Here is a 19,913-nt window from a genome sequence, read left to right as displayed (position 1 = left end):
CGCCGACTCTGTCGGCGGTAACACGCCTTCGCTAAATTTCCTGCCTAATTTTTGCGTTTCCACGGCGGCAGACTCGCATCGCTTACCCGAATATCTTTTACACGACGCCTTCCAGGCCCTAACAGCCTAGCGATCCACCGTGTTTGTGGGTGACTATCAAGCGCGATCTTCAACGTCATCGTTAGTACCACCGAAAGTAGCATCCCCGCCGCACCAAAGATCCACCCCCATACCACCAGCGATAAAAACGCCACAAATGTAGAAAGCCCCAACGCCTGCCCCATTACCCGCGGTTCAATCAGATTGCCGAGCACAAAGTTGATGACCAAATAAGCAGAGGCTAGCAGTAACGCCTGAAAAGCACCGCCGTCTTGGGCGACCAACAGCAACAACACGGGGGGGATCGCCGCCAGCGCGGAGCCAATATTGGGAATAAAGTTGAGTGCAAAGGCCAACACGCCCCACAACAGCGGAAAATCCACGCCTACAATCATGCAAGAGAGCCATACCAGCGCCCCAGTGGCCAGGCTAATCATGGTTTTTACGGCTAGATAGCGCTTCAGCGTTAAGCTGAACTCACTAAAACGCTTCAAGCTAGGCGCCGGATTTTCCAGTGCGCGGGAAATTTTATCGCGCACGTTCAACGTCTCGAACAGCATGAATATAACCAGCAGTCCAACAATGATGCCCTGCATAAAGAGGTTGCCTAGCTGACCCAGTAAGGCAGGCATCCAAGAGCCCTCATCCTCCATTTCAAACAGCGAGTTAATCTGGTCGGGATTAATTGCTAGCCCGCGTGAAGAGAGCGCATTAAGTAAATTCCAATACTGTTCATAAAGCCGCGACTCAATTTCCGGCAACGCTGCCACGAAGGTACTGAAGCTATTGACCACCAGCAGGCCAATCAGCGATATAAACGCCAGCAATACCATCAATGTTAGAAATGCCGACATTCGCATGCTTAAGCCACAGCGATGCAGCCACTGCACCGGTGAAGTACACACTACTGCGATAAATATCGCGAGCAGCAACGGCACTAACAAATCAGCACCTGCTTTCATTCCAGCGATGATCACTACCAACGCAGCGAGTGCCAAGGTGGCATTGAGGGGAATACTGCGGTAATCCTCGTCCGACAAGTTCGACATAATCCATCCCTAGCTTGTTGTCCATATATGATGGCTGCATTCGGCGTATTGCACAAACCGTGCAAATAATAAGCAACTGTTTTGCGTCCACTCTTCCGTACTGAACTTTCTTTTCTACTTCGCTTCAAAGCTGCGTCTACTTGAATGATTTATACCCGGTTTTAACTTGGCGGCGCCACTGCCCGCTCACTAAGGAAAACATTTATGCAAGCCATACCAGCTAACCTTCAAAAACCAGGCTCTAAACGTTTACGCAATGGCCTACTAGGCGGCGCTCTATTGGCACTCCTTAGCGCTCCTTTTGCACACGCTTCACCGTCAACACCGCCCCAGCCAAGCTTGCATGTTCAAGCGCAGTCTTGGGTTGAGGTAGAACCCGACAAGGCCACCCTGAATGCACGATTGTGGGAAAACACACCCGCCCTTTCCACCTTGGAAGAGAGCGATAGTAGCGCACTTAGCGATGCCCGCGAGCGCTTAGAGACCCGCGCCAGCGAATTAATCGAACAAATGGAAGCCACCGGCCTTGAACGCAATGCCATCAATGCAGGCTCGCTAAATGTCTATCCTGAGCATATTCAAGGGCCACGCAATGAAGATGGCGAGCATGAGACCCTGCAGCGCACACGTCTTGAGCGCCCGATCACCGTCGAACTCACCGACCTTGGTCAGTTAAGCGAGGTGTTAGACGCGCTAATAGCCGCTGGTGTTAACTCATTGGATGGCGTGCAGTTTGACCTACAAGACCGCGACGCTGCCACTGACGAAGCGCTGGTCAAAGCGCTGGAGAAAGCGCAACACAAAGCAAACCTGATGGCCGACAGCTTAGATGCTGAGCTTGGTCATGTGCAGCGCATTGAAGAGACGCAATCACCTATCTTCCAGCCGCGCATGATGGCGATGCGTGCAGAAAGCGATGCCGCTGGCGCCAGTCAATCCAGTGCCGCCAGCGATTACAGCCCCGGCACCATCCGCATTGATGCCGGGGTTAGCGTTGAGTGGGCGCTTAAAGGGCCAGACACTCCACGCCGCCCAGATAGCGACGTAGCGGCTCAGGAATAATCACCGAGCCATCTGCCTGCTGGTGGTTTTCAAGCACCGCCAGCAGGCAACGACCAACCGCCAGCCCTGAACCGTTCAGCGTATGTAGCAACTGCGGCTTTTTGGAATCCGGATGGCGATACCGCGCTTGCATACGCCGGGCCTGGAAATCCTCGCAGTTAGAGACAGACGAGATCTCCCGGTAAGTCTCCTGGCTGGGCAGCCACACTTCCAAGTCGTAGGTCTTCGTGGCCCCAAAGCCCATATCCCCAGTGCATAGCGTCACTACGCGATACGGCAACGCCAGTGCCTGCAGGATCGCCTCTGCATGACCACGCATCTCTTCCAACGCTTCGTAGCTCTTCTCCGGCTCCACAATCTGCACCATCTCGACTTTATCGAACTGATGCTGGCGGATCATTCCGCGGGTATCGCGCCCGTGCGAGCCCGCCTCGGAGCGGAAACAGGGCGTATGTGCGGTAAGCTTCATCGGCAGCGCTGCCTGCTCGACAATTTCATCGCGTACAAAGTTGGTCAGCGGTACTTCTGAAGTGGGAATCAGGTGGTACTCGCGCTCATCGTCCAACTTGAACAAATCTTCGCCAAACTTCGGCAGTTGGCCGGTGCCCATCAGCGAATCGCGGTTGACCATATACGGCACGTAGCACTCTTCGTAGCCGTGCTGTTCGGTTTGGGTATCCAGCATAAACTGCGCCAACGCCCGGTGCAGGCGCGCTATCGGCCCGCGCATGACCGCAAAGCGAGCGCCAGTGATTTTAGCCGCCAGCTCAAAATCGAGATAACCCGACTGCTTACCCAGATCAACGTGATCCAACACCTCGAAATCAAACTCCCGCGGCGTGCCCCAGCGGTGCAGCTCGACATTCTCGTCTTCGCTTTTGCCTTCCGGCACGCTTTCATGGGGCAGGTTGGGAATACCGCTGATAGCGTCGTCCCACTCTTCCTGGACGTCGGCTAGCTCGCGCTTGGCTTTATCCAGGCGATCGCCTAAATCGCTGACTTCATCCAGCAGCGGCTGAATATCTTCACCGTTGGCTTTGGCTTTACCAATCGCTTTGGAGCGCATATTGCGCTCATTTTGCAGCTGCTCGGTTTGCGTTTGCAGCTCGCGGCGACGCGACTCCAGCGCCTGCAATCCCGCTTTATCAAGCACAAAGCCCCGCCGGGCCAGTTGTTGAGCAACCGTGTCAAGATCACCGCGCAGCAGTTTCGGATCGAGCATGAATCCTGTCCCTTGGCCTGAAAACAATAAAAGCACCGCGCCAATGCGCGTGCATAAAGGAGTCTATTGTAGGCAAAAGCGCGGCGAGGAGCTATGGCCGGTATCACCAGACGCACGTTTAGCTACGCTAAAAGGCTCCAGCACCAGAGAAGTCAGTACTAGCTAACGCCACACTCCAGTAGCGCGTGGTAAGCCTACGGCGCACCCGCGAATGCAGCGCATAGCGCTGCTAGAAGGTAGCGGCACGTAATAAGTTTGCACTATCGCTAAGCAAGGTTCAGTTATCGAATCGACTGTATGTGCTATGACCACTCGGCATATCCATCCCAGCCCGTTAGCCAAAAGTGATAGAGTGCCCGCCGATTCGTCTAACGAATCGATAAATAATAGGTTTTAACACTTTTGACAGGAGAAGCGCAGTGCAGGAGACAGCACAGCAAGGAAAGTTTGCCTGGTGGCGACGAATTGCCCTATGGAAGAAGATTCTCGCCGGCTTGGCGTTGGGTATTTTGGCAGGCGCGCTATTAGGTGAGACCGCCAGCGTGTTTAAACCGCTGGGCGATATTTTTATTAACGCCATTATGATGCTGATTGTGCCACTAGTGTTTTCCACTCTGGTGGTGGGTATTACCTCAATGCGCGACCCCCAGAAAATGGGTCGTATTGGCGCGCGTACCATTACGCTCTATTTGGTCACCACCGCCTTTGCTATCTCCATTGGTCTGGTACTTTCCACCCTGCTGCAGCCGGGCGTGGGCGTTGATTTAAGTTTTGACTCTGAAGTGGCCGCTAACGAAGCGCCATCGCTGGTCTCTATTCTGGTTAACTTAGTGCCGCGTAACCCGTTGGACGCCCTGGCCAACGGCAACATTATGCAGATCATTGTGTTTGCCATTGGTTTAGGTATTTCGCTGACGTTGATCGGCGATAAAGGCGAGCCGGTCATGAAGGTCTTCGATAGCTTTGCCGAGGCAATGTACAAGCTCACTGGCATTGTGATGGCGTTTGCGCCCTTCGGCGTATTTGGCTTAATCGCCCACGTCTCCGGACAGTACGGTTTAGAGATATTGCTGCCGCTGGCCAAGTTGATTGGCGTGGCGTACCTGGCCAGCATTCTTCACGTGCTGGTGATCTACTCGGGTTTGATCTCGCTACTGGGGCGGCTAAACCCCATGCGCTATTTGCAGGGCAGTCTGGACGCTATTGTTGTGGCGTTCTCGTCCGCTTCTTCTGCGGGCACCCTGCCGGTCTCTATACGTTGCGCGCAGAAGAACCTGGGCGTTTCCGAAGGGGTTTCAGGGTTTGTGTTACCGGTAGGCGCCACCATCAATATGGATGGCACCGCGCTTTACCAGGGCGTGGTCGTGCTATTCATCGCCCAAATGACTGGCACTGATTTGAGCATGATGGATTACGGCATGATTGTCGCCACCGGCACGCTGGCCTCCATTGGTACCGCAGGCGTACCAGGCGCTGGCCTGATTATGCTCTCGATTGTGATGGCCCAGGTTGGTCTGCCGCTGGAAGCTATCGCCGTGGTCGCGGGGATTGATAGGATCCTTGATATGGCACGCACCAGCGTCAACGTCGCGGGCGATTTAATGGTCACCACGCTGGTAGGTAAAAGCGAGGGTGAGCTCAACGAAGAAATCTACAACCGTCGCTAACTTTAACGCTAGCATTTATAGCGTATGAAAAGGCGTCCGCTGTGCTTAGCAGCGGGCGCTGCGCTTTACCGCCTTTCATAACCTCCCCTCCCATACAGCAGTTGTGATTCGCACGGTTTCTCGGCAACCTATTAGCATCATTTTTAGCCGAGCAACGCTGCTATGCCTACCGCTTTTGATCAAACGCTCATCGCCATCGATGCCCTGCATGCCGAAGACCCGCGCTCCACGACGCTTGCCGATGGCACATCCATGCCCCAGGAACTGGCTTATGCCCAGCGCATGAGCGACTGGCTAGACCGCGTGCATGACGCTCCAGATGAGGTGCTGCGCTTAGCCGTACGCGCCCAGCACTTACAGCGCTGGTTAGTGCCGCGTGAGGAGTACCCCGAAGGGCGCGTAGGCTACTTAACCTGGCGACGCGACCAGGGCAAGCGCGCAGGCGATACCACCGCCCAGCTAATGCGCGACGCAGGCTATGCAGACGAAGATGCCGCCCGAGCCGCAACGATTATCGGCAAGAAAGGCCTGGGCCGCGACCCCGATGTACAAGCGCTGGAAGATTGCGCCTGCCTGGTGTTTCTAGAGAACTACTTTGCCGATTTCTCGCGCAAGATCGAGCACGACCATATGGTGCGCATTGTGCAGATGACCTGGCGTAAAATGTCACCCCGCGCCCATGCACTAGCCTTGAAGCTACCGATGTCGGATGCCTCATTAGCGCTGGTAAAAGAGGCCCTGGGAGCAGAGTAAAGCGCTACAGTGAGATGCAGCGAGGCAGCCGCTGCGGTAAAGTAGCGGTCTTCTTTTATTGCGCCCCCGGCACTGACGGCTTGATCAACTATGATTGCATCCTTGGACACCCGTACCGCCCCGTTCGCACGCTTGGGCAATGAGTATGTACGTTTTTTACAGGCTCTTAAAACGCGCGGTTTTGAAGGCGAAATTGCTCCCGATTACGCCAACCGCACGGTGCTGGCGACGGATAACTCAATTTACCAGCGCCTGCCCCAGGCGGCGGTCTACCCCAAGCATGCCGAAGACCTAGAGCGCCTTACCCGGTTGGCCGCGCAAAGCACTCACCGCAGCATTGTATTAACGCCCAGAGGCGGCGGCACCGGCACCAACGGTCAGTCGCTCACCGATGGCATTGTGGTGGATGTCTCCCGCCATATGAATCAGATCCTAGAGATCGATGTGGAAGCACGGCGGGTGCGCGTTCAGGCGGGGGTGGTGAAAGATCAATTAAACGCCGCGCTCAAACCCCATGGGCTGTTTTTCGCCCCGGAGCTTTCGACCTCCAACCGCGCCACTATAGGCGGCATGATCTCTACCGATGCCAGCGGCCAGGGTAGCTGCGAATACGGCAAAACCCGTGATCATGTGCTGGAGCTCGATACCATTTTGATCGGTGGAAAGCACCTGCACAGCCGCGCTTTAACATCGGACGAAGAGCAGGCTGAGTGCCAGCAGGAAGGTATTCTGGGCCGCGTACATGCCACCGCCGCCAATATCATCGACCAACAGCGCGAATTGATTGCAGCCAAGTTCCCGCCGCTCAACCGTTGCTTGACCGGCTACGATTTGGCCCACCTGCGCGATAGCGAGGGGCAGCTCAACCTTAACAGCCTGCTGTGCGGCTCGGAAGGCTCGCTGGGCTTTTTGAACGAGGCGGTGTTGAATGTGCTGCCGATTCCCAAGCACTCCACTCTGGTCAATGTGCGCTACACCAGTTTTATGGATGCACTGCGGGATGCCAAAGCGCTGATGGCCGCTAGCACTTCACAAAACCAGCCGCAGGCGCTGCGCCCTACTTCCATAGAGACCATCGACGACACCGTGCTGCAGTTGGCCATGGAGGACTTCGTCTGGGACAGCGTGGCGGAGTTCTTCCCGGCGACCGCTAACACGGCGATTCGTGGCATTAACCTGATCGAATTTAATGACGACGATGAGAGCGCCCTCGCCAAGCGGGTTCGCGCCTTCACCGACCACCTAAGCCAAGACACCACCGTTGAGCGCCTAGGCTACACCTTGGCCGAGGGGCGCGGGCAGATCCAGAAAGTCTACGCCATGCGCAAGCGCTCGGTGGGTTTGCTCGGCAATGTGCAGGGCGAGAAGCGGCCCATTCCGTTTGTGGAAGATACCGCCGTGCCGCCGGAGCACTTGGCGGACTTTATCACCGAGTTCCGCGCCGCGCTGGATGCCAGAGGGCTCGCCTACGGGATGTTTGGCCATGTCGACGCCGGTGTACTGCACGTGCGCCCCGCCATCGATATGAAAGATCCCGAACAGGAAAAACTGATTCGCGCGGTGTCCGATGAAGTGGCGGCGCTGACCCAGAAATATGGCGGCCTGCTGTGGGGCGAACACGGTAAGGGCGTGCGCTCGGAGTATTCACCTAAATTCTTTGGTGAGCTTTATCCCAGCCTACAGCGGGTAAAAGCCGCCTTTGACCCCTATAACCAGCTAAACCCTGGCAAGATCGCCTCACCTCTCTCTAACCCGCCCGGGGCCGCGGGCATTTCCACCTCGCCCGACGCTGCGAGTAAGCCTCAAAGCAGCGAGCTAATCGCCAAAGATAGCGACCCCGATCTGTTGACGGTGGATGGCGTGCCCATGCGCGGCCAGTTTGACCGCACCATCGATGAGCGCGCCTGGCAGGCCTACGACGCCGCGGTGTACTGCAACGGTAACGGCGCTTGCTACAACTACGACCTTGATGACCCCATGTGCCCGTCGTGGAAAGCCACCCGGGATCGCCGCCACTCGCCCAAAGGCCGCGCCAGCCTGATCCGCGAGTGGCTGCGCCTGCAGACCCAGGCGGGAATCGATGTTGTTGAGGAGTCGCGCAAGAAAAAAGCCGAAGGCGGCTGGGGCTTTATTAAACGCTTTCCGCTGCGGGTGGCGAATACTCTAAGCCGCAAGCAGCACCACGACTACTCCCATGAAGTTTATGACGCCATGGCGGGTTGCCTGGCGTGTAAGTCCTGCGCGAGTCAGTGCCCGATCAAGGTCAACGTTCCCCAGTTCCGCTCCCAGTTCTTGGAGGTCTACCACGGCCGTTACCTGCGCCCGCTGCGCGACTACGTGATTGGCGGCACCGAGTTTATGCTGCCTACCCTGGCCAAAGCCGCACCGCTGTATAACGCAGTGATTGGCCAGAGCTGGGTAGAGCAACTGATGCGCCGTACGCTGGGCATGAGCGACTCCCCGGCGCTTTCACGGGCCAGTGTTAAAAAGCAGCTGAACGCCTGGGGCGTTGCCGAGGCAACACCGCTCTCACTGGCCCTGTTAACCGAACAGCAGCGTGCCAATAGCGTGATTATTGTCCAGGATGCCTTCACCACCCACTTTGAAGCCAAGCTGGTGATGGACGTGGTGGAACTGCTCTCGCGCCTCAATCTACGCGTGTTTGTGATGCCCTATTCGGCGAACGGCAAGCCACTCCAGGTACAGGGTTTCTTGGGCGCCTTCGAACGTACCGCCGCCAAGCAGGCCGAGCGGCTACGCACCTTGGCCCGCTTTGATATCCCCCTGGTGGGTATCGACCCGGCGATGACGCTCACCTATCGCCAGGAGTACGTCAAAGCGCTAGGTAATGAGGCGGTGCCGGAGGTGCTGATGCTGCAGGAGTGGCTCACGACCCGCATCAATACGCTAGCGCCCAACCAACTTAAGCTAACCGACCCTGGCTTTAAGCTGCTCTCCCACTGCACCGAGAAAACCAATGCACCGGGTAGCCCTAAAGCATGGCAGCAGGTATTTGCGGCGTTTGGGTTAGAGCTTGAGCTGATGGCCACCGGCTGCTGCGGTATGTCTGGCACCTATGGCCACGAAACCCGCAATGCCGCTACGTCCAAAACGATCTACGCCCAGTCGTGGCAGTCCCAGGTGGAGGCCGAAGAAAACACAGGCAAGCTATTGGCCACCGGCTATTCCTGCCGTAGCCAAGTGAAGCGTTACTCGGAACAATCATTACCGCACCCGCTTCAGGCACTGCTTGTGTGCCTAAAGCAAGCAAGTTAAAAGAACAGCCTTTTCAGCGCCAAGCCTGGATCACTTTCGCGCATAAAAGCTTCGCCAACCAGAAAGCCGTTAACATTGTGGTCACGCATTAGCTCAACGTCATCGCGGGTATGAATACCCGATTCGGTAATCACCGTGACGCCCTCAGGAATGCGCGGCAGCAGATCCAGGGTGGTATTCAGGCTGGTTTCAAAGGTATGCAGATTACGGTTATTGATGCCGACCAGCTTTAGATCCAGTGTCAGGGCACGCTCAAGCTCGTTGGCGTCGTGTACCTCGACCAACACATCCATACCCAATTGATTGGCCTGCTGGTGCAGGTCGCGTAGCTGTGCATCGTCCAGGGCAGCAACGATCAGCAGAATACAGTCAGAACCAATCGCCCGCGCTTCACAGACCTGATAGCTATGGGTGATAAAGTCCTTGCGAATCACCGGCAGCGTGCAGACGTCCCGAGCGGCAATTAGATAGTCTTCATGGCCCTGGAAAAAGTCGGCGTCGGTAAGCACAGAAAGACAGGCAGCACCGCCCTGGGCATAGCTTTTGGCGATATCCGAGGGGTGAAATTCTTCGCGAATAACGCCTTTTGACGGTGAGGCTTTTTTCACCTCGGCGATAATCGCCGGATCACCCGTTGCGATGCGCGTATTAAGCGCCTCAATAAAGCCACGCGGGGTGCTCTGCTGCTCTCCTAACGCGAGCAAATCCGCCTCTGAAACGGCCTGACGGCGCTCTGCCACTTCCTGGTCTTTGCGAGCAAGAATGCGCGTTAAAATAGTCGGCGTTGCCTGTTGAGTCATGGTGGTCTCTTACTGTTTAAAAACGCTGGTGAAGTGCGAAAGCTCTCTAAGCTTCTCAAGCGGCAATTTAGAAGCTTGCGCGTCCTGGGCTACCATCACACCCTCTTTTAACGTATCCGCGACGCCCGAACAGTAGAGCGCGGCCCCTGCATTTAGCGCGACCATATCGGCAGCGGCACCTTCACCGGAAAGCGCGGCCTTAACCAAGCGCAGGCTGTCTTCGGCGCTGGCGGCTTTCAGCGTTGCCAAGCTTTGGCGCTCAATACCCAGCTCTTCGGGTGTAATAGTGTACTGGGTAATCTCACCCGCTTTAAGCTCGGCTACCAAGGTGGGGCTGGCCAGAGATATCTCATCCAGGCCGTCCTCGGAGTGAACGACCATCACGTGGCGGCTACCCAAGGTTTGCAACACTTCCGCCATCAGCGGCACCAGCTCCGGCGCGTAAACACCCAGTACCTGATTGGGAGCACCAGCAGGATTGGTCAACGGGCCCAAAATATTAAACAGCGTGCGCACGCCCATTTCACGGCGGGGGCCAATGGCATAGCGCATGGCCGGATGATGATTAGGCGCAAACATAAAGCCTACACCCACCTGCTCGATACAGCGCGCTACCTGGTCAGGCTTGAGATCCAGGTAGATACCCGCCACATCGAACAGATCCGCACTACCCGATGAAGATGAAACGCTTCGGTTGCCATGTTTGGCCACATGGGCACCAGCAGCAGCGGCGACAAAACTGGCGGCGGTGGAAACGTTAAACAGGTTGGCACCATCGCCACCGGTGCCGACAATGTCCACAACGTTTTCAGCACTCAGTTCAACGCGCTTCATCAACTCGCGCATTACTTGAGCAGCGGCGCTAATTTCCTCGGCACTTTCACCTTTCATGGCGAGGCCTACTAACAGGCCACCAATTTGTGCATCGCTTGCATCGCCGGTCATGATCTGACGCATCAAAGCGTGCATGGCATCGAAAGAGAGGTCTTCGCGGCGCATCACCGCATTAATCGCATCTCGCATTTGCATGAGCAGAGGGGCCCCTAAAAGCGTGTGAAACCGGCTATCAGCCGCGTTTTAAAAAGTTGGCCAACAGCTCATGGCCTTGGCGGGTAAGAATCGACTCGGGGTGAAACTGCACCCCTTCAATATCCAACTCGCGGTGACGAAACCCCATGACTAAACCGGGGGTTACGTCATCATCACCTGTCCAGGCAGTGATTTGTAAACAGTCAGGCAGGCTCGCTTTATCGACCACCAGGGAGTGATAGCGGGTAACCTCAACCGGGTTATCCAGCCCTTCAAACACGCCTTGGTTAGCATGCAGCACAGCGGAGGTTTTACCATGCATCACCTGTGGCGCGTGCACGACCTTGCCACCATACACTTGGCCAATCGCCTGATGGCCCAGGCAAACGCCTAAAATAGGCAGCTTGCCTGCAAAGTGTTTGATGGCGGTCATGGATATGCCCGCCTCGTTGGGAGTGCAGGGCCCAGGCGATACCACCAGGTGTGTCGGCGCCAGCATTTCGATCTGCTCAATGGTGATTTCGTCATTGAGGTGAGTGATGACTTCGGCACCAAGCTCACCCAGGTACTGGACAATGTTGAACGTGAAACTGTCATAATTGTCCAGCATCACCACTTTTTGCGCTGACTGTTCCTGTGATGGCTGTTTATGCACCGACTGAGCTTGCGCCATTGCCCCACTTACTCCGTTGTGTCATTTCGACCACAGATTAAACCGTTGATGGAGTGATGATACCGCAACCGAGCACTCCCTTGCAGGGGTTAAGTGTCAACCAGCCTCTTCCCCTTTAGACCACCAGTGCTATGGGCGATAAATCACAGCTTTGGGGATGCCACGCCGATGCCGCGAATAAGAAACCGTTCAGACAGCCATAAGGCACGCTATGCTTAGGAGTGTAATACTATTCAGCATAGTGGCACTTTTCACTTGAGGGAATCCTCCCTTGGGTAATACTTCTTGCGGCCTCGCATTGCAGTGGAACTGGCAACGGGCCACCGCAGTCTTTATTATCTGCCGTCTTTTTCGATAGTTTTTTTAGCCAGTTAGGAGCGTGGGATGTCAAAGTGGTTTACCTGGGTGTGGGCGCTCTTATTCGTCGCGCTGATAAGCGCTGCGCCAGCTTATGCCAACACAACGCTGCGCGTAATTGCCTCCTTTTCAGTCATGGAGGAGCTGGTCAAACGAGTGGCGGGTGACACTGTCAGCGTCAATGTCATTGTGCCACGGGGAGAAGATGTTCACCGCTGGGAGCTAACCCCACCCAACGTACTGGCGTTAGAAGAGACGCATATTGTGTTTTATAACGGGCTTGGACTAGAGCCTTGGATACGCCATGTTGAGGCGATGTCTGACGACCAGCTAACGCTAGTGGAAGTGGCTAAAAAGGCCGACTATACGCCGCTGACGATTTCCACCGGACAGTATAAAGGCGAGCCAGACCCGCATATGTGGATGGATCCAGAGGGCGCTGCAGCCTACATCGATGTCATTGCTGAGACCCTGGCCGAGCATCTACCCGAGCAAGCCGATGCGTTTTATGCCCGCGCTGACGAGGCACGCAGGGCGCTGAACAATCTTAACCAAGCGGTAAAAGAGCGGCTTGAAGGTATTCCACAAACTAACCGCACATTACTAACCAGTGAGGCAGGTTTTGGTTATTTTGCCCGCGCCTACGCCTTTGATGCTCAAGGGGTGTGGGGGGTTAACCACGAGACCCAAGGCAGCGCCCAGGCAATGGCCAAGATCAGCGAACAGCTTGCCGAGAAACGCCCCCCTGCGCTGTTTTTTGAAAGCACTACACCTAGTATCCATATGGACGCCCTGTCCCGGGAGGCTTCACTGCCCCTAGCAGGTCCGCTGTATGTCGACTCGCTGAGCGGTGAAGATGGCCCCGCTGCCAACTACGCGGACATGCTGCGCCATAACGCTGAAGTGATGCATACCGCGCTAGGGGGCGCCACGGCCGAGTAAGTAAGCGACCGACCAAGCCTAGTCAATGACCTTTGTGGGTCGAGGCGCGTTCAACAGCAATTCAGTTAACGAACTGAGCACTAGGTCGGGATGGCTATTCTCTATCGGCTCCCCATGGTTATAACCATAGGGCAGCGCCAGAGTAGTAAAGCCTGCCGCCTTTCCAGCCGCCATATCGTGACGTGAATCGCCGACCATCACACATTCAGTTGGCGGTATTTGGCAATAGTGCGCAGCGTGAAGCAGCGGCAATGGGTGGGGCTTCTTTTCGGCCAAAGAATCACCGCCGAGACATAGGGTAAAATAGTTCAGCAGCTCGAAGTGATTTAACAGCGGCTCAATGAAGCGTTCGGGCTTATTGGTAATCAGCACCAGGGTCAGACCTTGCTGGTACAGCGCCTCTAGGGCTTGCTTTACGCCAGGGTAGAGCGTTGTCAGGGCATTAGGTGCAGCGCCGTAGTGCCCCATAAACGCATCATAGGCGCGCTGTTGCAGGCTAGGTTCTGGCGGGGCTTGCAACGCCCAGGTCAGAGCTCGTTCCACTAATACCGGCGCGCCATTGCCCACCCAATCCCGCACCTTTGCCTCATTCGGCTCGGGTAAATCCAGCTCGCTTAACGTGCGTGCCACGGCGGCGGCAAGGTCGGGTACTGAATCGATCAGCGTTCCGTCCAAGTCGAAGGCAATTAGCCGTTTTCCCTGTAGCACTGGGTGTCGTTCTGAGTAGTGGCTTGGATGTATTTTCAATGCGCTCTGCCCCATTTTGATTTAAAAACCATTTTACCTGCTCAAAGCAAACGTTCGCATTAGTCAGACGCATCAGAACCTTCTATGCTGGGGCTAATTTAGTTAAGGAGGTAGTGATATGCCCACTCCCAGAATCGTGGTTGTCGGCGCCGGTGCTGGCGGCTTAGCCCTTGCCACACGATTAGGCCGCACCTTGGGTAAGCGCAAACGCGCAGAAATTGTGCTGCTAGACCGCAATACCACCCACGTATGGAAACCGCTGCTCCACGAACTGGCCACCGGTGTACTGAACTCCAGCATGGACGAGGTGGATCTTCGCGGGCATTCATCGGCTCACTTCTACCGTTATCAGCGCGGTTCGCTAACCGGCATTAATCGCGAGCAACAGACGCTGCAATTAGCGCCGATTCATGATGAAGATGGGCAAGAGGTACTACCCGCCCGCGAGCTTGCCTATGACTATCTGGTCATGGCCATAGGCAGCGTTTCCAACGATTTCGGCACGCCCGGCGTGACAGAGCACTGCCACTTTATTGATTCACCCGAGCAGGCCAAGGCGTTCCAGCGCGATATGATCAACACCTTTCTGCGCTATACCGACCCCAACCTACGCCAACATACTCAGTTAACCATTGGCATCGTCGGCGGCGGTGCAACAGGGGTAGAGCTTGCGGCCGAATTATTTGACGCTTCGCGCATGCTCAATGCCTATGGGGTGACGTCCGTGGATCACCAGCAAATCAGCGTACACCTACTGGAAGCGGCGCCGCGCTTGCTTCCAGGGCTTTCTGAGCGGGTCAGCCAAACTGTCAAAACAGAGCTTGAGAGCATGGGCGTAACCGTCCATACCGATACCGCCGTTAAAGAAGCTCAGGCGCATCAGTTGATCACCGGTGACGATGAAGTGATCAAGACCGATATCAATGTGTGGGCAGCGGGTATCAAAGCGCCGCCGTTTTTGGCGGAGCTAGGCCTGACAACGAATAAGAAAAACCAAATTGAAGTAAAAAGCACCCTACAAAGCGTCGATGATGAGAAAATTTTTGCTCTAGGCGACTGCGCCAGTTGCCCGATGGGTGAAAGCGGCACGGTGCCTCCTCGCGCCCAGGCTGCTCACCAGCAGGCTAAGCTGCTCGCCAAAAACCTGGTCAATAAACTGGAAGGCAAACCGCTAGCCGACTTCCGCTACCGCGATCACGGCTCACTGGTATCGCTGGCCCGCTACGATGCGGTAGGTAATTTGATGCGCAGCTCCGCCTCCCGCGGCCTGTTTTTAGAGGGCTGGCTGGCTCGCCAAGCCTATGCATCGCTCTACCGCATGCACCAGCTCTCTATTCATGGGGCGCCGAAGACGGGGCTGGCCTGGCTGGTCGATAAGCTTAATCGTTACTTAAAACCGCGCATGAAATTGCACTAAACGACACTTGACACTGACTTTTTACTTGGCCAGCGCCGCTCGCATCTGCTTGATCACCGTGTCATAGCCGTGCGGGTCGCTGGCTTGGTGGGCGCTGAAAATGGCGGAACCTGCCACAAAGGTATCGGCGCCCGCTGCGGCGATCTCGGCGATGTTATCCACTTTCACCCCACCGTCGATTTCCAAGCGAATAGGCCGCCCTGACGCATCAATACGCGCCCGCGCTTCGCGCAGCTTGTCCAGCGTGCCGGGAATAAAGGATTGCCCACCAAAGCCTGGGTTGACGCTCATCAGCAGCACCATATCGACTTTATCCATCACATAGTCGAGATAGGAGAGCGGCGTGGCCGGATTAAATACCAGGCCGGCTTTGCAGCCACCATCACGGATCAACTGCAGCGAGCGATCAACGTGCTCAGACGCTTCCGGATGAAAGGTGATATAGCTGGCACCCGCCTCAATAAAGTCGTTGATCATGCGGTCTACCGGCTTAACCATTAGATGCACGTCGATGGGCGCCGTGACGCCATGGTTACGCAGCGCCTTACACACCATGGGCCCAATGGTCAGGTTGGGCACATAGTGATTATCCATGACGTCGAAATGCACCACATCCGCGCCTGCAGCCAGCACGTTATCCACCTCCTCACCCAGCCTGGCAAAGTCAGCCGATAAAATAGAGGGTGCAATCAAGAAATCCTGCGCAGCGGTCATATTCCATTCCTGCTTATCAATCAGTAGACGAAGGGTAGTCACTCGATATACCTGCGAATGTGCAGGCAAGAGAGCAAAGCCAGGCCGCTATCTTAGCAGAGCTGCTTAGCAGAACCACGTATCAGCTCTTTGCATGGCATCACACATATATTCTTAAATAGAATATAAAACATGATTGTAATTCCACATTGATAGATTTAATCTTGCCAATATTGCGACACTAAGCGCCTACTGTTTTTAAGGAGTTTCTCTATGGCACTGCCAACAATTTTCCGCCGCAGCCTGATTGCTATTGCGTTAGGCGTTACGGTAAGTGGAACCGCCGCCGCCCAAGAGCGGGAGCTACTTAACTCATCTTACGATATCGCTCGCGAGCTGTTTGCTGCGATCAACCCCGAGTTTCAAGCCTGGTGGCAGGAAGAACACGGTGAAGAGATTGCCATTAGCCAGTCTCACGGCGGCTCTTCCGCACAAGCCCGTGCCATCCTTCAGGGTTTACGTGCCGATGTGGTGACCTTTAACCAGGTGACCGACGTACAGGTACTCGCCGATGCTGGGCTGGTGGCCGAAGATTGGCAGGATGCCTTTGAGAACAATGCCTCCCCCTACTACTCCACCACTGCTTTCCTAGTGCGTAAAGGCAACCCTAAAGGAATTGAGAGCTGGGACGACTTAGTCAAAGAAGATGTACAGATGGTCTTCCCCAACCCGAAAACCTCGGGTAACGGTCGTTATACTTACTTAGCCGCCTGGGGCTTTGCCGAGAACGAGTTCGATGGCGATGAAGAGCAAATCGAAGAGTTCATGCGCACTTTCCTAGCCAATGTGGCGGTATTCGATACCGGCGGTCGTGGCGCAACCACCAGCTTTATCGAGCGTGAAATTGGCGATGTACTGATTAGTTTCGAGTCTGAAGTCAACAACATTCGCAAAGAGTATGGCAGTGACGACTACGAAGTAATCGTGCCACCCGTTAGCATTCTGGCCGAGTTCCCCGTGGCCGTTGTCGGTGAAAATGCTGAGCGCAACGGTAACAGCGATTTGGCCCAGAGCTATCTTGAGTACCTTTACACAGAAGAGACTCAGCGCCTGCTGGCAGGTTTCAACTACCGAGTGCATAACGAAGCCGTGGTCGAAGAGTTCGCCGACCAGTTCCCGGAAACCGAACTGCTTGAAGTGGATGAAGTGTTTGGTAGCTGGGATGAAGCCATGGAGACCCACTTTGAGGGTGGTGGCCTTCTCGACCAGTTACAGCGCCGCTAATATTCACTCATGAGCCAGCCTGAACTATGAGTCAACTTGCCTCCTGGCGAACCGGCAGCACCCGCGTGCTGCCGGGTTTTGGCCTTTCTATGGGTATCAGCGTGCTGTTTATCTCGCTGGTGCTGCTGCTCCCTATTACGGGCCTGTTCGGTCAGTTAGCAGAGCTTAGTTTTGCCGAATACTGGGCGATCATCACCGAAGGGCGCGTGGTTGCCAGCTATATGGTCACCATTGGCGCGGCAGCCGTTGCAGCGATTATCAACGCCATATTTGGCTTATTGCTGGCGTGGGTGTTAGTTCGCTACGACTTTCCTGGCAAGCGCTTACTCGATGCCTTAATGGATCTCCCCTTCGCGCTACCCACCGCAGTGGCAGGCATTACGCTTGCAACCCTTTATGCCAGTAGCGGCTGGATGGGTGGATTGCTGGAGCCGCTAGGGTTTCAAGTCGCTTACACCTGGGTGGGCATCGCCCTGGCCATGGCCTTTACCAGCATCCCGTTTGTGGTGCGCACGGTGCAGCCGGTGCTGGAAGATATGCCAGTGGAAGTCGATGAAGCCGCTATGTCATTGGGTGCTACCGACGGCGTGGCCTTTCGCCGCGTGATCTTGCCGCATATCTGGCCTGCCTTGGTGACCGGCACGGGGCTGGCGTTTGTTCGTTCGCTAGGCGAGTTCGGAGCGATCATCTTTATCGCCGGTAATATGCCTTATGAAACAGAAATCACCGCACTGATGATTTTCGTCAAGCTGCAAGAGTATGACTATGCTGGGGCCTCGGCGATTGCTTCAGTGGTGCTGTTTGTCTCGTTGGCGCTGCTACTGGCAATTAATATTTGGCAGGGCCGCTTTGTGCGCCGTCTGCATGGAGGTAAGGGGTAATGCGTCGAATTGGAGATGCGCCACTTATCCGGCGCCTGCTGATAGGCGCCGCTCTGGTGCTGTCAGCACTGTTTTTACTGCTGCCGCTGGTGGCCATTTTTGCTCAGGCATTCTCCCAGGGCGTTATGGTTTTCTGGTCGAATGTCAGTAACACCTTCACCCTGCACGCGATTGGTCTGACGCTGATGATTGCGCTACTAACCATTCCCGTGTGCCTGGTATTTGGCGTTGCCCTGGCGTGGCTGGTCACGCGGTTCAGCTTTCCTGGGCGGCGCATTCTGCAAACGTTGATCGATATCCCCTTTGCGGTCTCTCCCGTTGTCGCGGGTCTGATTTACTTGCTGCTGTATGGCCGCAACGGCTGGATCGGCACTTGGCTGGACGGCCATGATATTCAGCTGATGTTTTCTTGGCCGGGCATCCTCATGGTGACTATTTTTGTTACCTGCCCCTTTGTGGCCCGGGAACTGATCCCGTTGATGCAGGCCCAAGGCTCCCGTGAAGAAGAAGCAGCCGTGACGCTTGGCGCTACCGGCTGGACGACCTTCCGTCGTGTCACACTGCCCAACATCCGCTGGGCACTGCTGTACGGCGTTATCCTTACCAACGCCCGTGCGGTGGGGGAATTTGGGGCTGTTTCAGTGGTTTCCGGCGCTATACGCGGCAAGACCAATACGCTACCACTGCACCTTGAGCAGCTGTATCAGGATTATAATGCCGTAGGGGCGTTTGCCTGCGCGGCGCTACTCGCCTTTATTGCCCTACTGACGCTCGCCGCCAAGGCCGGGCTGGAATGGCGCGCAGCGCGCCGGGAGGCATTTGCATGAGCATTCACTTACACAACATCGCTAAGCACTTCGGCACTACCCAGGCGTTAGAGCCGATCAACCTGGATATTCACGCAGGCGAGCTGGTCGGCCTGCTTGGCCCTTCGGGCTCGGGCAAAACGACGCTGCTGCGGATTATTGCCGGCTTGGAAAATGCCGACCGCACCGCACAACCCAGCAAGATTTTGTTTGGCGACCGCGACGTGACCAATGTACATGTGCGCGACCGGCGAATTGGCTTTGTTTTCCAGCACTACGCGCTGTTTCGCCATATGAGCGTCTACGACAACGTGGCCTTTGGCCTGACCGTGTTGTCGCGTAAACGCCGCCCCAACAGCGGTGAGATTCGCGCCCGGGTGTTTAGGCTACTTGAAATGGTCAAGCTGGAGCACCTCGCCAACCGCTACCCTGCTCAGCTTTCCGGCGGCCAGCAGCAGCGAGTATCGCTAGCCCGCGCCTTGGCAGTGGAACCGGAAGTACTGCTGTTGGACGAGCCTTTTGGCGCACTTGATGCCAAAGTGCGCCAAGAGTTACGCCGCTGGCTGCGCCACCTGCATGACGAGTTCAATTTCACCAGCGTCTTTGTCACCCACGACCAGGAAGAGGCGCTGGAGCTTTCCGACCGCGTCGTAGTCATGAGTAACGGCCGTATTGAGCAAATTGATACTCCCGATGAGCTCTACCGGGAGCCCAAAAACCGCTTTGTGTTTGAGTTTTTAGGCGATGTAAACCATCTGGAAGGCAAAGTGACCAACGGCGTACTCACCTGTGGCGACGCCTATTGGCACGTGGATCTACCTGATGGCCATGAAGAGCTGCTGCTACGCCCCCATGAAGTGCGGCTAACCGAGCAACCCACCTCTGAGAGCCATCTACCGGTCACTATCACGGCGATCTCGCCGGTGGGCGCAGAAGTGCGCGTGGAGCTAGAGGCGGATTGGCTCGCCCAGCCTTGGCTGGCTACCGTGCGCCATACTGACTTTGAGCACTTGGCGCTACGCCGCGGGCAACGCTTATTCGCCCACCCCCGCCACTGGCGACGCTTTCCCAAAGCTGAGTCGAAAGCGACGGAGCAAAGCCGCGTGGCATAACGCTGCGGAAGCGCTAGCTGCCCTAAATGGAGCAGCTAGCGTTG

General features: G+C 55.9%; 17 protein-coding genes. 10 read left to right on the top strand and 7 right to left on the bottom strand.

The window, feature by feature from the left end; all coding sequences use genetic code 11:
* Positions 1-44: 44 nt before the first annotated feature.
* Positions 45-1,148: an AI-2E family transporter gene (locus tag HALTITAN_RS18435; protein ID WP_009287994.1), complete on the bottom strand. Its 1,104-nt coding sequence runs from the start codon at positions 1,146-1,148 to the stop codon at positions 45-47.
* 204 nt (positions 1,149-1,352) lie between these two features.
* On the opposite strand from HALTITAN_RS18435, the gene HALTITAN_RS18430 reads away from it, so the two are divergent.
* A complete protein-coding gene (locus HALTITAN_RS18430) occupies positions 1,353-2,210 on the top strand; it encodes an SIMPL domain-containing protein (protein WP_027958434.1) in 858 nt (285 codons plus the stop codon).
* On the opposite strand, the gene serS is transcribed toward HALTITAN_RS18430, so the two are convergent.
* The gene (gene serS / locus HALTITAN_RS18425) at positions 2,155-3,432 is read right to left on the bottom strand and encodes a serine--tRNA ligase (RefSeq protein ID WP_027958433.1); all 1,278 of its coding nucleotides are present in this window, start codon (positions 3,430-3,432) and stop codon (positions 2,155-2,157) included. The two genes, HALTITAN_RS18430 and serS, sit on opposite strands and share 56 nt — an antisense overlap.
* A gap of 419 nt (positions 3,433-3,851) precedes the next feature.
* Between serS and HALTITAN_RS18420 the strand changes: the two genes are divergently transcribed.
* From HALTITAN_RS18420 to HALTITAN_RS18410, 3 genes are all read left to right on the top strand, one after another.
* Complete coding sequence (locus HALTITAN_RS18420) at positions 3,852-5,099, top strand: dicarboxylate/amino acid:cation symporter (protein WP_009287993.1); 1,248 nt, start codon at positions 3,852-3,854, stop codon at positions 5,097-5,099.
* A gap of 162 nt (positions 5,100-5,261) precedes the next feature.
* On the top strand, positions 5,262-5,852 hold the full coding sequence (locus HALTITAN_RS18415) for a DUF4202 domain-containing protein (protein WP_009287992.1): 591 nt from the start codon (positions 5,262-5,264) through the stop codon (positions 5,850-5,852).
* Positions 5,853-5,942: 90 nt separating this feature from the next.
* Entirely contained in the window at positions 5,943-9,128 is a 3,186-nt protein-coding gene (locus HALTITAN_RS18410) for an FAD-binding and (Fe-S)-binding domain-containing protein (protein ID WP_009287991.1), read from the top strand.
* Here HALTITAN_RS18410 and trpC read toward each other — a convergent pair.
* Genes trpC through HALTITAN_RS18395 form a run of 3 tightly spaced genes read right to left on the bottom strand, consistent with a single transcriptional unit; the run spans position 9,125 to position 11,630 of the window.
* Complete coding sequence (trpC, locus tag HALTITAN_RS18405) at positions 9,125-9,928, bottom strand: indole-3-glycerol phosphate synthase TrpC (protein ID WP_009287990.1); 804 nt, start codon at positions 9,926-9,928, stop codon at positions 9,125-9,127. The genes HALTITAN_RS18410 and trpC overlap by 4 nt on opposite strands.
* A 9-nt stretch (positions 9,929-9,937) precedes the next feature.
* Entirely contained in the window at positions 9,938-10,957 is a 1,020-nt protein-coding gene (trpD, locus tag HALTITAN_RS18400; RefSeq protein WP_009287989.1) for an anthranilate phosphoribosyltransferase, read from the bottom strand.
* Positions 10,958-10,994: 37 nt separating this feature from the next.
* Positions 10,995-11,630 (bottom strand): anthranilate synthase component II, encoded by a 636-nt coding sequence (locus tag HALTITAN_RS18395; protein WP_009287988.1) that lies wholly within the window; start codon positions 11,628-11,630, stop codon positions 10,995-10,997.
* Between the two features lie 384 nt (positions 11,631-12,014).
* Between HALTITAN_RS18395 and HALTITAN_RS18390 the strand changes: the two genes are divergently transcribed.
* Positions 12,015-12,929, top strand: coding sequence for a metal ABC transporter substrate-binding protein (locus tag HALTITAN_RS18390; protein ID WP_009287987.1), 915 nt, complete (start codon positions 12,015-12,017; stop codon positions 12,927-12,929).
* Positions 12,930-12,947: 18 nt separating this feature from the next.
* Here the strand turns inward: HALTITAN_RS18390 and HALTITAN_RS18385 are convergent, their stop codons facing one another.
* Complete coding sequence (locus HALTITAN_RS18385; protein WP_009287986.1) at positions 12,948-13,691, bottom strand: phosphoglycolate phosphatase; 744 nt, start codon at positions 13,689-13,691, stop codon at positions 12,948-12,950.
* Between the two features lie 103 nt (positions 13,692-13,794).
* Between HALTITAN_RS18385 and HALTITAN_RS18380 the strand changes: the two genes are divergently transcribed.
* Positions 13,795-15,093 (top strand): NAD(P)/FAD-dependent oxidoreductase, encoded by a 1,299-nt coding sequence (locus tag HALTITAN_RS18380; protein ID WP_009287985.1) that lies wholly within the window; start codon positions 13,795-13,797, stop codon positions 15,091-15,093.
* A 21-nt stretch (positions 15,094-15,114) separates the two neighbouring features.
* Here HALTITAN_RS18380 and rpe read toward each other — a convergent pair whose 3' ends face one another.
* Positions 15,115-15,807 carry a ribulose-phosphate 3-epimerase gene (gene rpe / locus HALTITAN_RS18375; protein ID WP_039860090.1) on the bottom strand — a complete coding sequence of 231 codons (693 nt, stop codon included), beginning with the start codon at positions 15,805-15,807 and terminating at the stop codon, positions 15,115-15,117.
* Positions 15,808-16,059: 252 nt separating this feature from the next.
* Between rpe and cysP the strand changes: the two genes are divergently transcribed.
* From cysP to HALTITAN_RS18355, 4 genes are read left to right on the top strand one after another with little or no spacing between them, the layout of a single operon-like run.
* The gene (cysP, locus tag HALTITAN_RS18370) at positions 16,060-17,070 is read left to right on the top strand and encodes a thiosulfate ABC transporter substrate-binding protein CysP (RefSeq protein ID WP_009287983.1); all 1,011 of its coding nucleotides are present in this window, start codon (positions 16,060-16,062) and stop codon (positions 17,068-17,070) included.
* 26 nt (positions 17,071-17,096) lie between these two features.
* A complete protein-coding gene (gene cysT, locus HALTITAN_RS18365) occupies positions 17,097-17,951 on the top strand; it encodes a sulfate ABC transporter permease subunit CysT (protein ID WP_009287982.1) in 855 nt (284 codons plus the stop codon).
* Positions 17,951-18,778 carry a sulfate ABC transporter permease subunit CysW gene (gene cysW / locus HALTITAN_RS18360; RefSeq protein WP_009287981.1) on the top strand — a complete coding sequence of 276 codons (828 nt, stop codon included), beginning with the start codon at positions 17,951-17,953 and terminating at the stop codon, positions 18,776-18,778. The genes cysT and cysW overlap by 1 nt, the downstream gene beginning before the upstream one ends.
* Positions 18,775-19,869 carry a sulfate/molybdate ABC transporter ATP-binding protein gene (locus HALTITAN_RS18355; protein ID WP_039860088.1) on the top strand — a complete coding sequence of 365 codons (1,095 nt, stop codon included), beginning with the start codon at positions 18,775-18,777 and terminating at the stop codon, positions 19,867-19,869. Before cysW ends, HALTITAN_RS18355 begins: the two co-directional genes overlap by 4 nt.
* Positions 19,870-19,913: the final 44 nt, after the last annotated feature.

Origin of the sequence: Vreelandella titanicae BH1 (assembly GCF_000336575.1) — a bacterium.
Lineage (GTDB): Bacteria > Pseudomonadota > Gammaproteobacteria > Pseudomonadales > Halomonadaceae > Vreelandella > Vreelandella titanicae.
Note: the sequence above shows the minus strand (reverse complement) of the source record. Positions and strands in the feature narration are given on the sequence as shown.

Excerpts from the sequence above, each read along its gene's own strand:
- HALTITAN_RS18430 (WP_027958434.1), top strand. The coding sequence starts at position 1,353 with ATGCAAGCCATACCAGCTAACCTTCAAAAACCAGGCTCTAAACGTTTA.
- HALTITAN_RS18385 (WP_009287986.1), bottom strand. The coding sequence starts at position 13,691 with ATGGGGCAGAGCGCATTGAAAATACATCCAAGCCACTACTCAGAACGA.
- HALTITAN_RS18410 (WP_009287991.1), top strand. The coding sequence starts at position 5,943 with ATGATTGCATCCTTGGACACCCGTACCGCCCCGTTCGCACGCTTGGGC.
- HALTITAN_RS18390 (WP_009287987.1), top strand. The coding sequence starts at position 12,015 with ATGTCAAAGTGGTTTACCTGGGTGTGGGCGCTCTTATTCGTCGCGCTG.
- HALTITAN_RS18415 (WP_009287992.1), top strand. The coding sequence starts at position 5,262 with ATGCCTACCGCTTTTGATCAAACGCTCATCGCCATCGATGCCCTGCAT.
- rpe (WP_039860090.1), bottom strand. The coding sequence starts at position 15,807 with ATGACCGCTGCGCAGGATTTCTTGATTGCACCCTCTATTTTATCGGCT.
- trpD (WP_009287989.1), bottom strand. The coding sequence starts at position 10,957 with ATGCAAATGCGAGATGCGATTAATGCGGTGATGCGCCGCGAAGACCTC.
- HALTITAN_RS18380 (WP_009287985.1), top strand. The coding sequence starts at position 13,795 with ATGCCCACTCCCAGAATCGTGGTTGTCGGCGCCGGTGCTGGCGGCTTA.
- trpC (WP_009287990.1), bottom strand. The coding sequence starts at position 9,928 with ATGACTCAACAGGCAACGCCGACTATTTTAACGCGCATTCTTGCTCGC.
- cysP (WP_009287983.1), top strand. The coding sequence starts at position 16,060 with ATGGCACTGCCAACAATTTTCCGCCGCAGCCTGATTGCTATTGCGTTA.
- HALTITAN_RS18435 (WP_009287994.1), bottom strand. The coding sequence starts at position 1,148 with ATGTCGAACTTGTCGGACGAGGATTACCGCAGTATTCCCCTCAATGCC.
- cysW (WP_009287981.1), top strand. The coding sequence starts at position 17,951 with ATGCGTCGAATTGGAGATGCGCCACTTATCCGGCGCCTGCTGATAGGC.
- HALTITAN_RS18355 (WP_039860088.1), top strand. The coding sequence starts at position 18,775 with ATGAGCATTCACTTACACAACATCGCTAAGCACTTCGGCACTACCCAG.
- HALTITAN_RS18395 (WP_009287988.1), bottom strand. The coding sequence starts at position 11,630 with ATGGCGCAAGCTCAGTCGGTGCATAAACAGCCATCACAGGAACAGTCA.
- serS (WP_027958433.1), bottom strand. The coding sequence starts at position 3,432 with ATGCTCGATCCGAAACTGCTGCGCGGTGATCTTGACACGGTTGCTCAA.
- cysT (WP_009287982.1), top strand. The coding sequence starts at position 17,097 with ATGAGTCAACTTGCCTCCTGGCGAACCGGCAGCACCCGCGTGCTGCCG.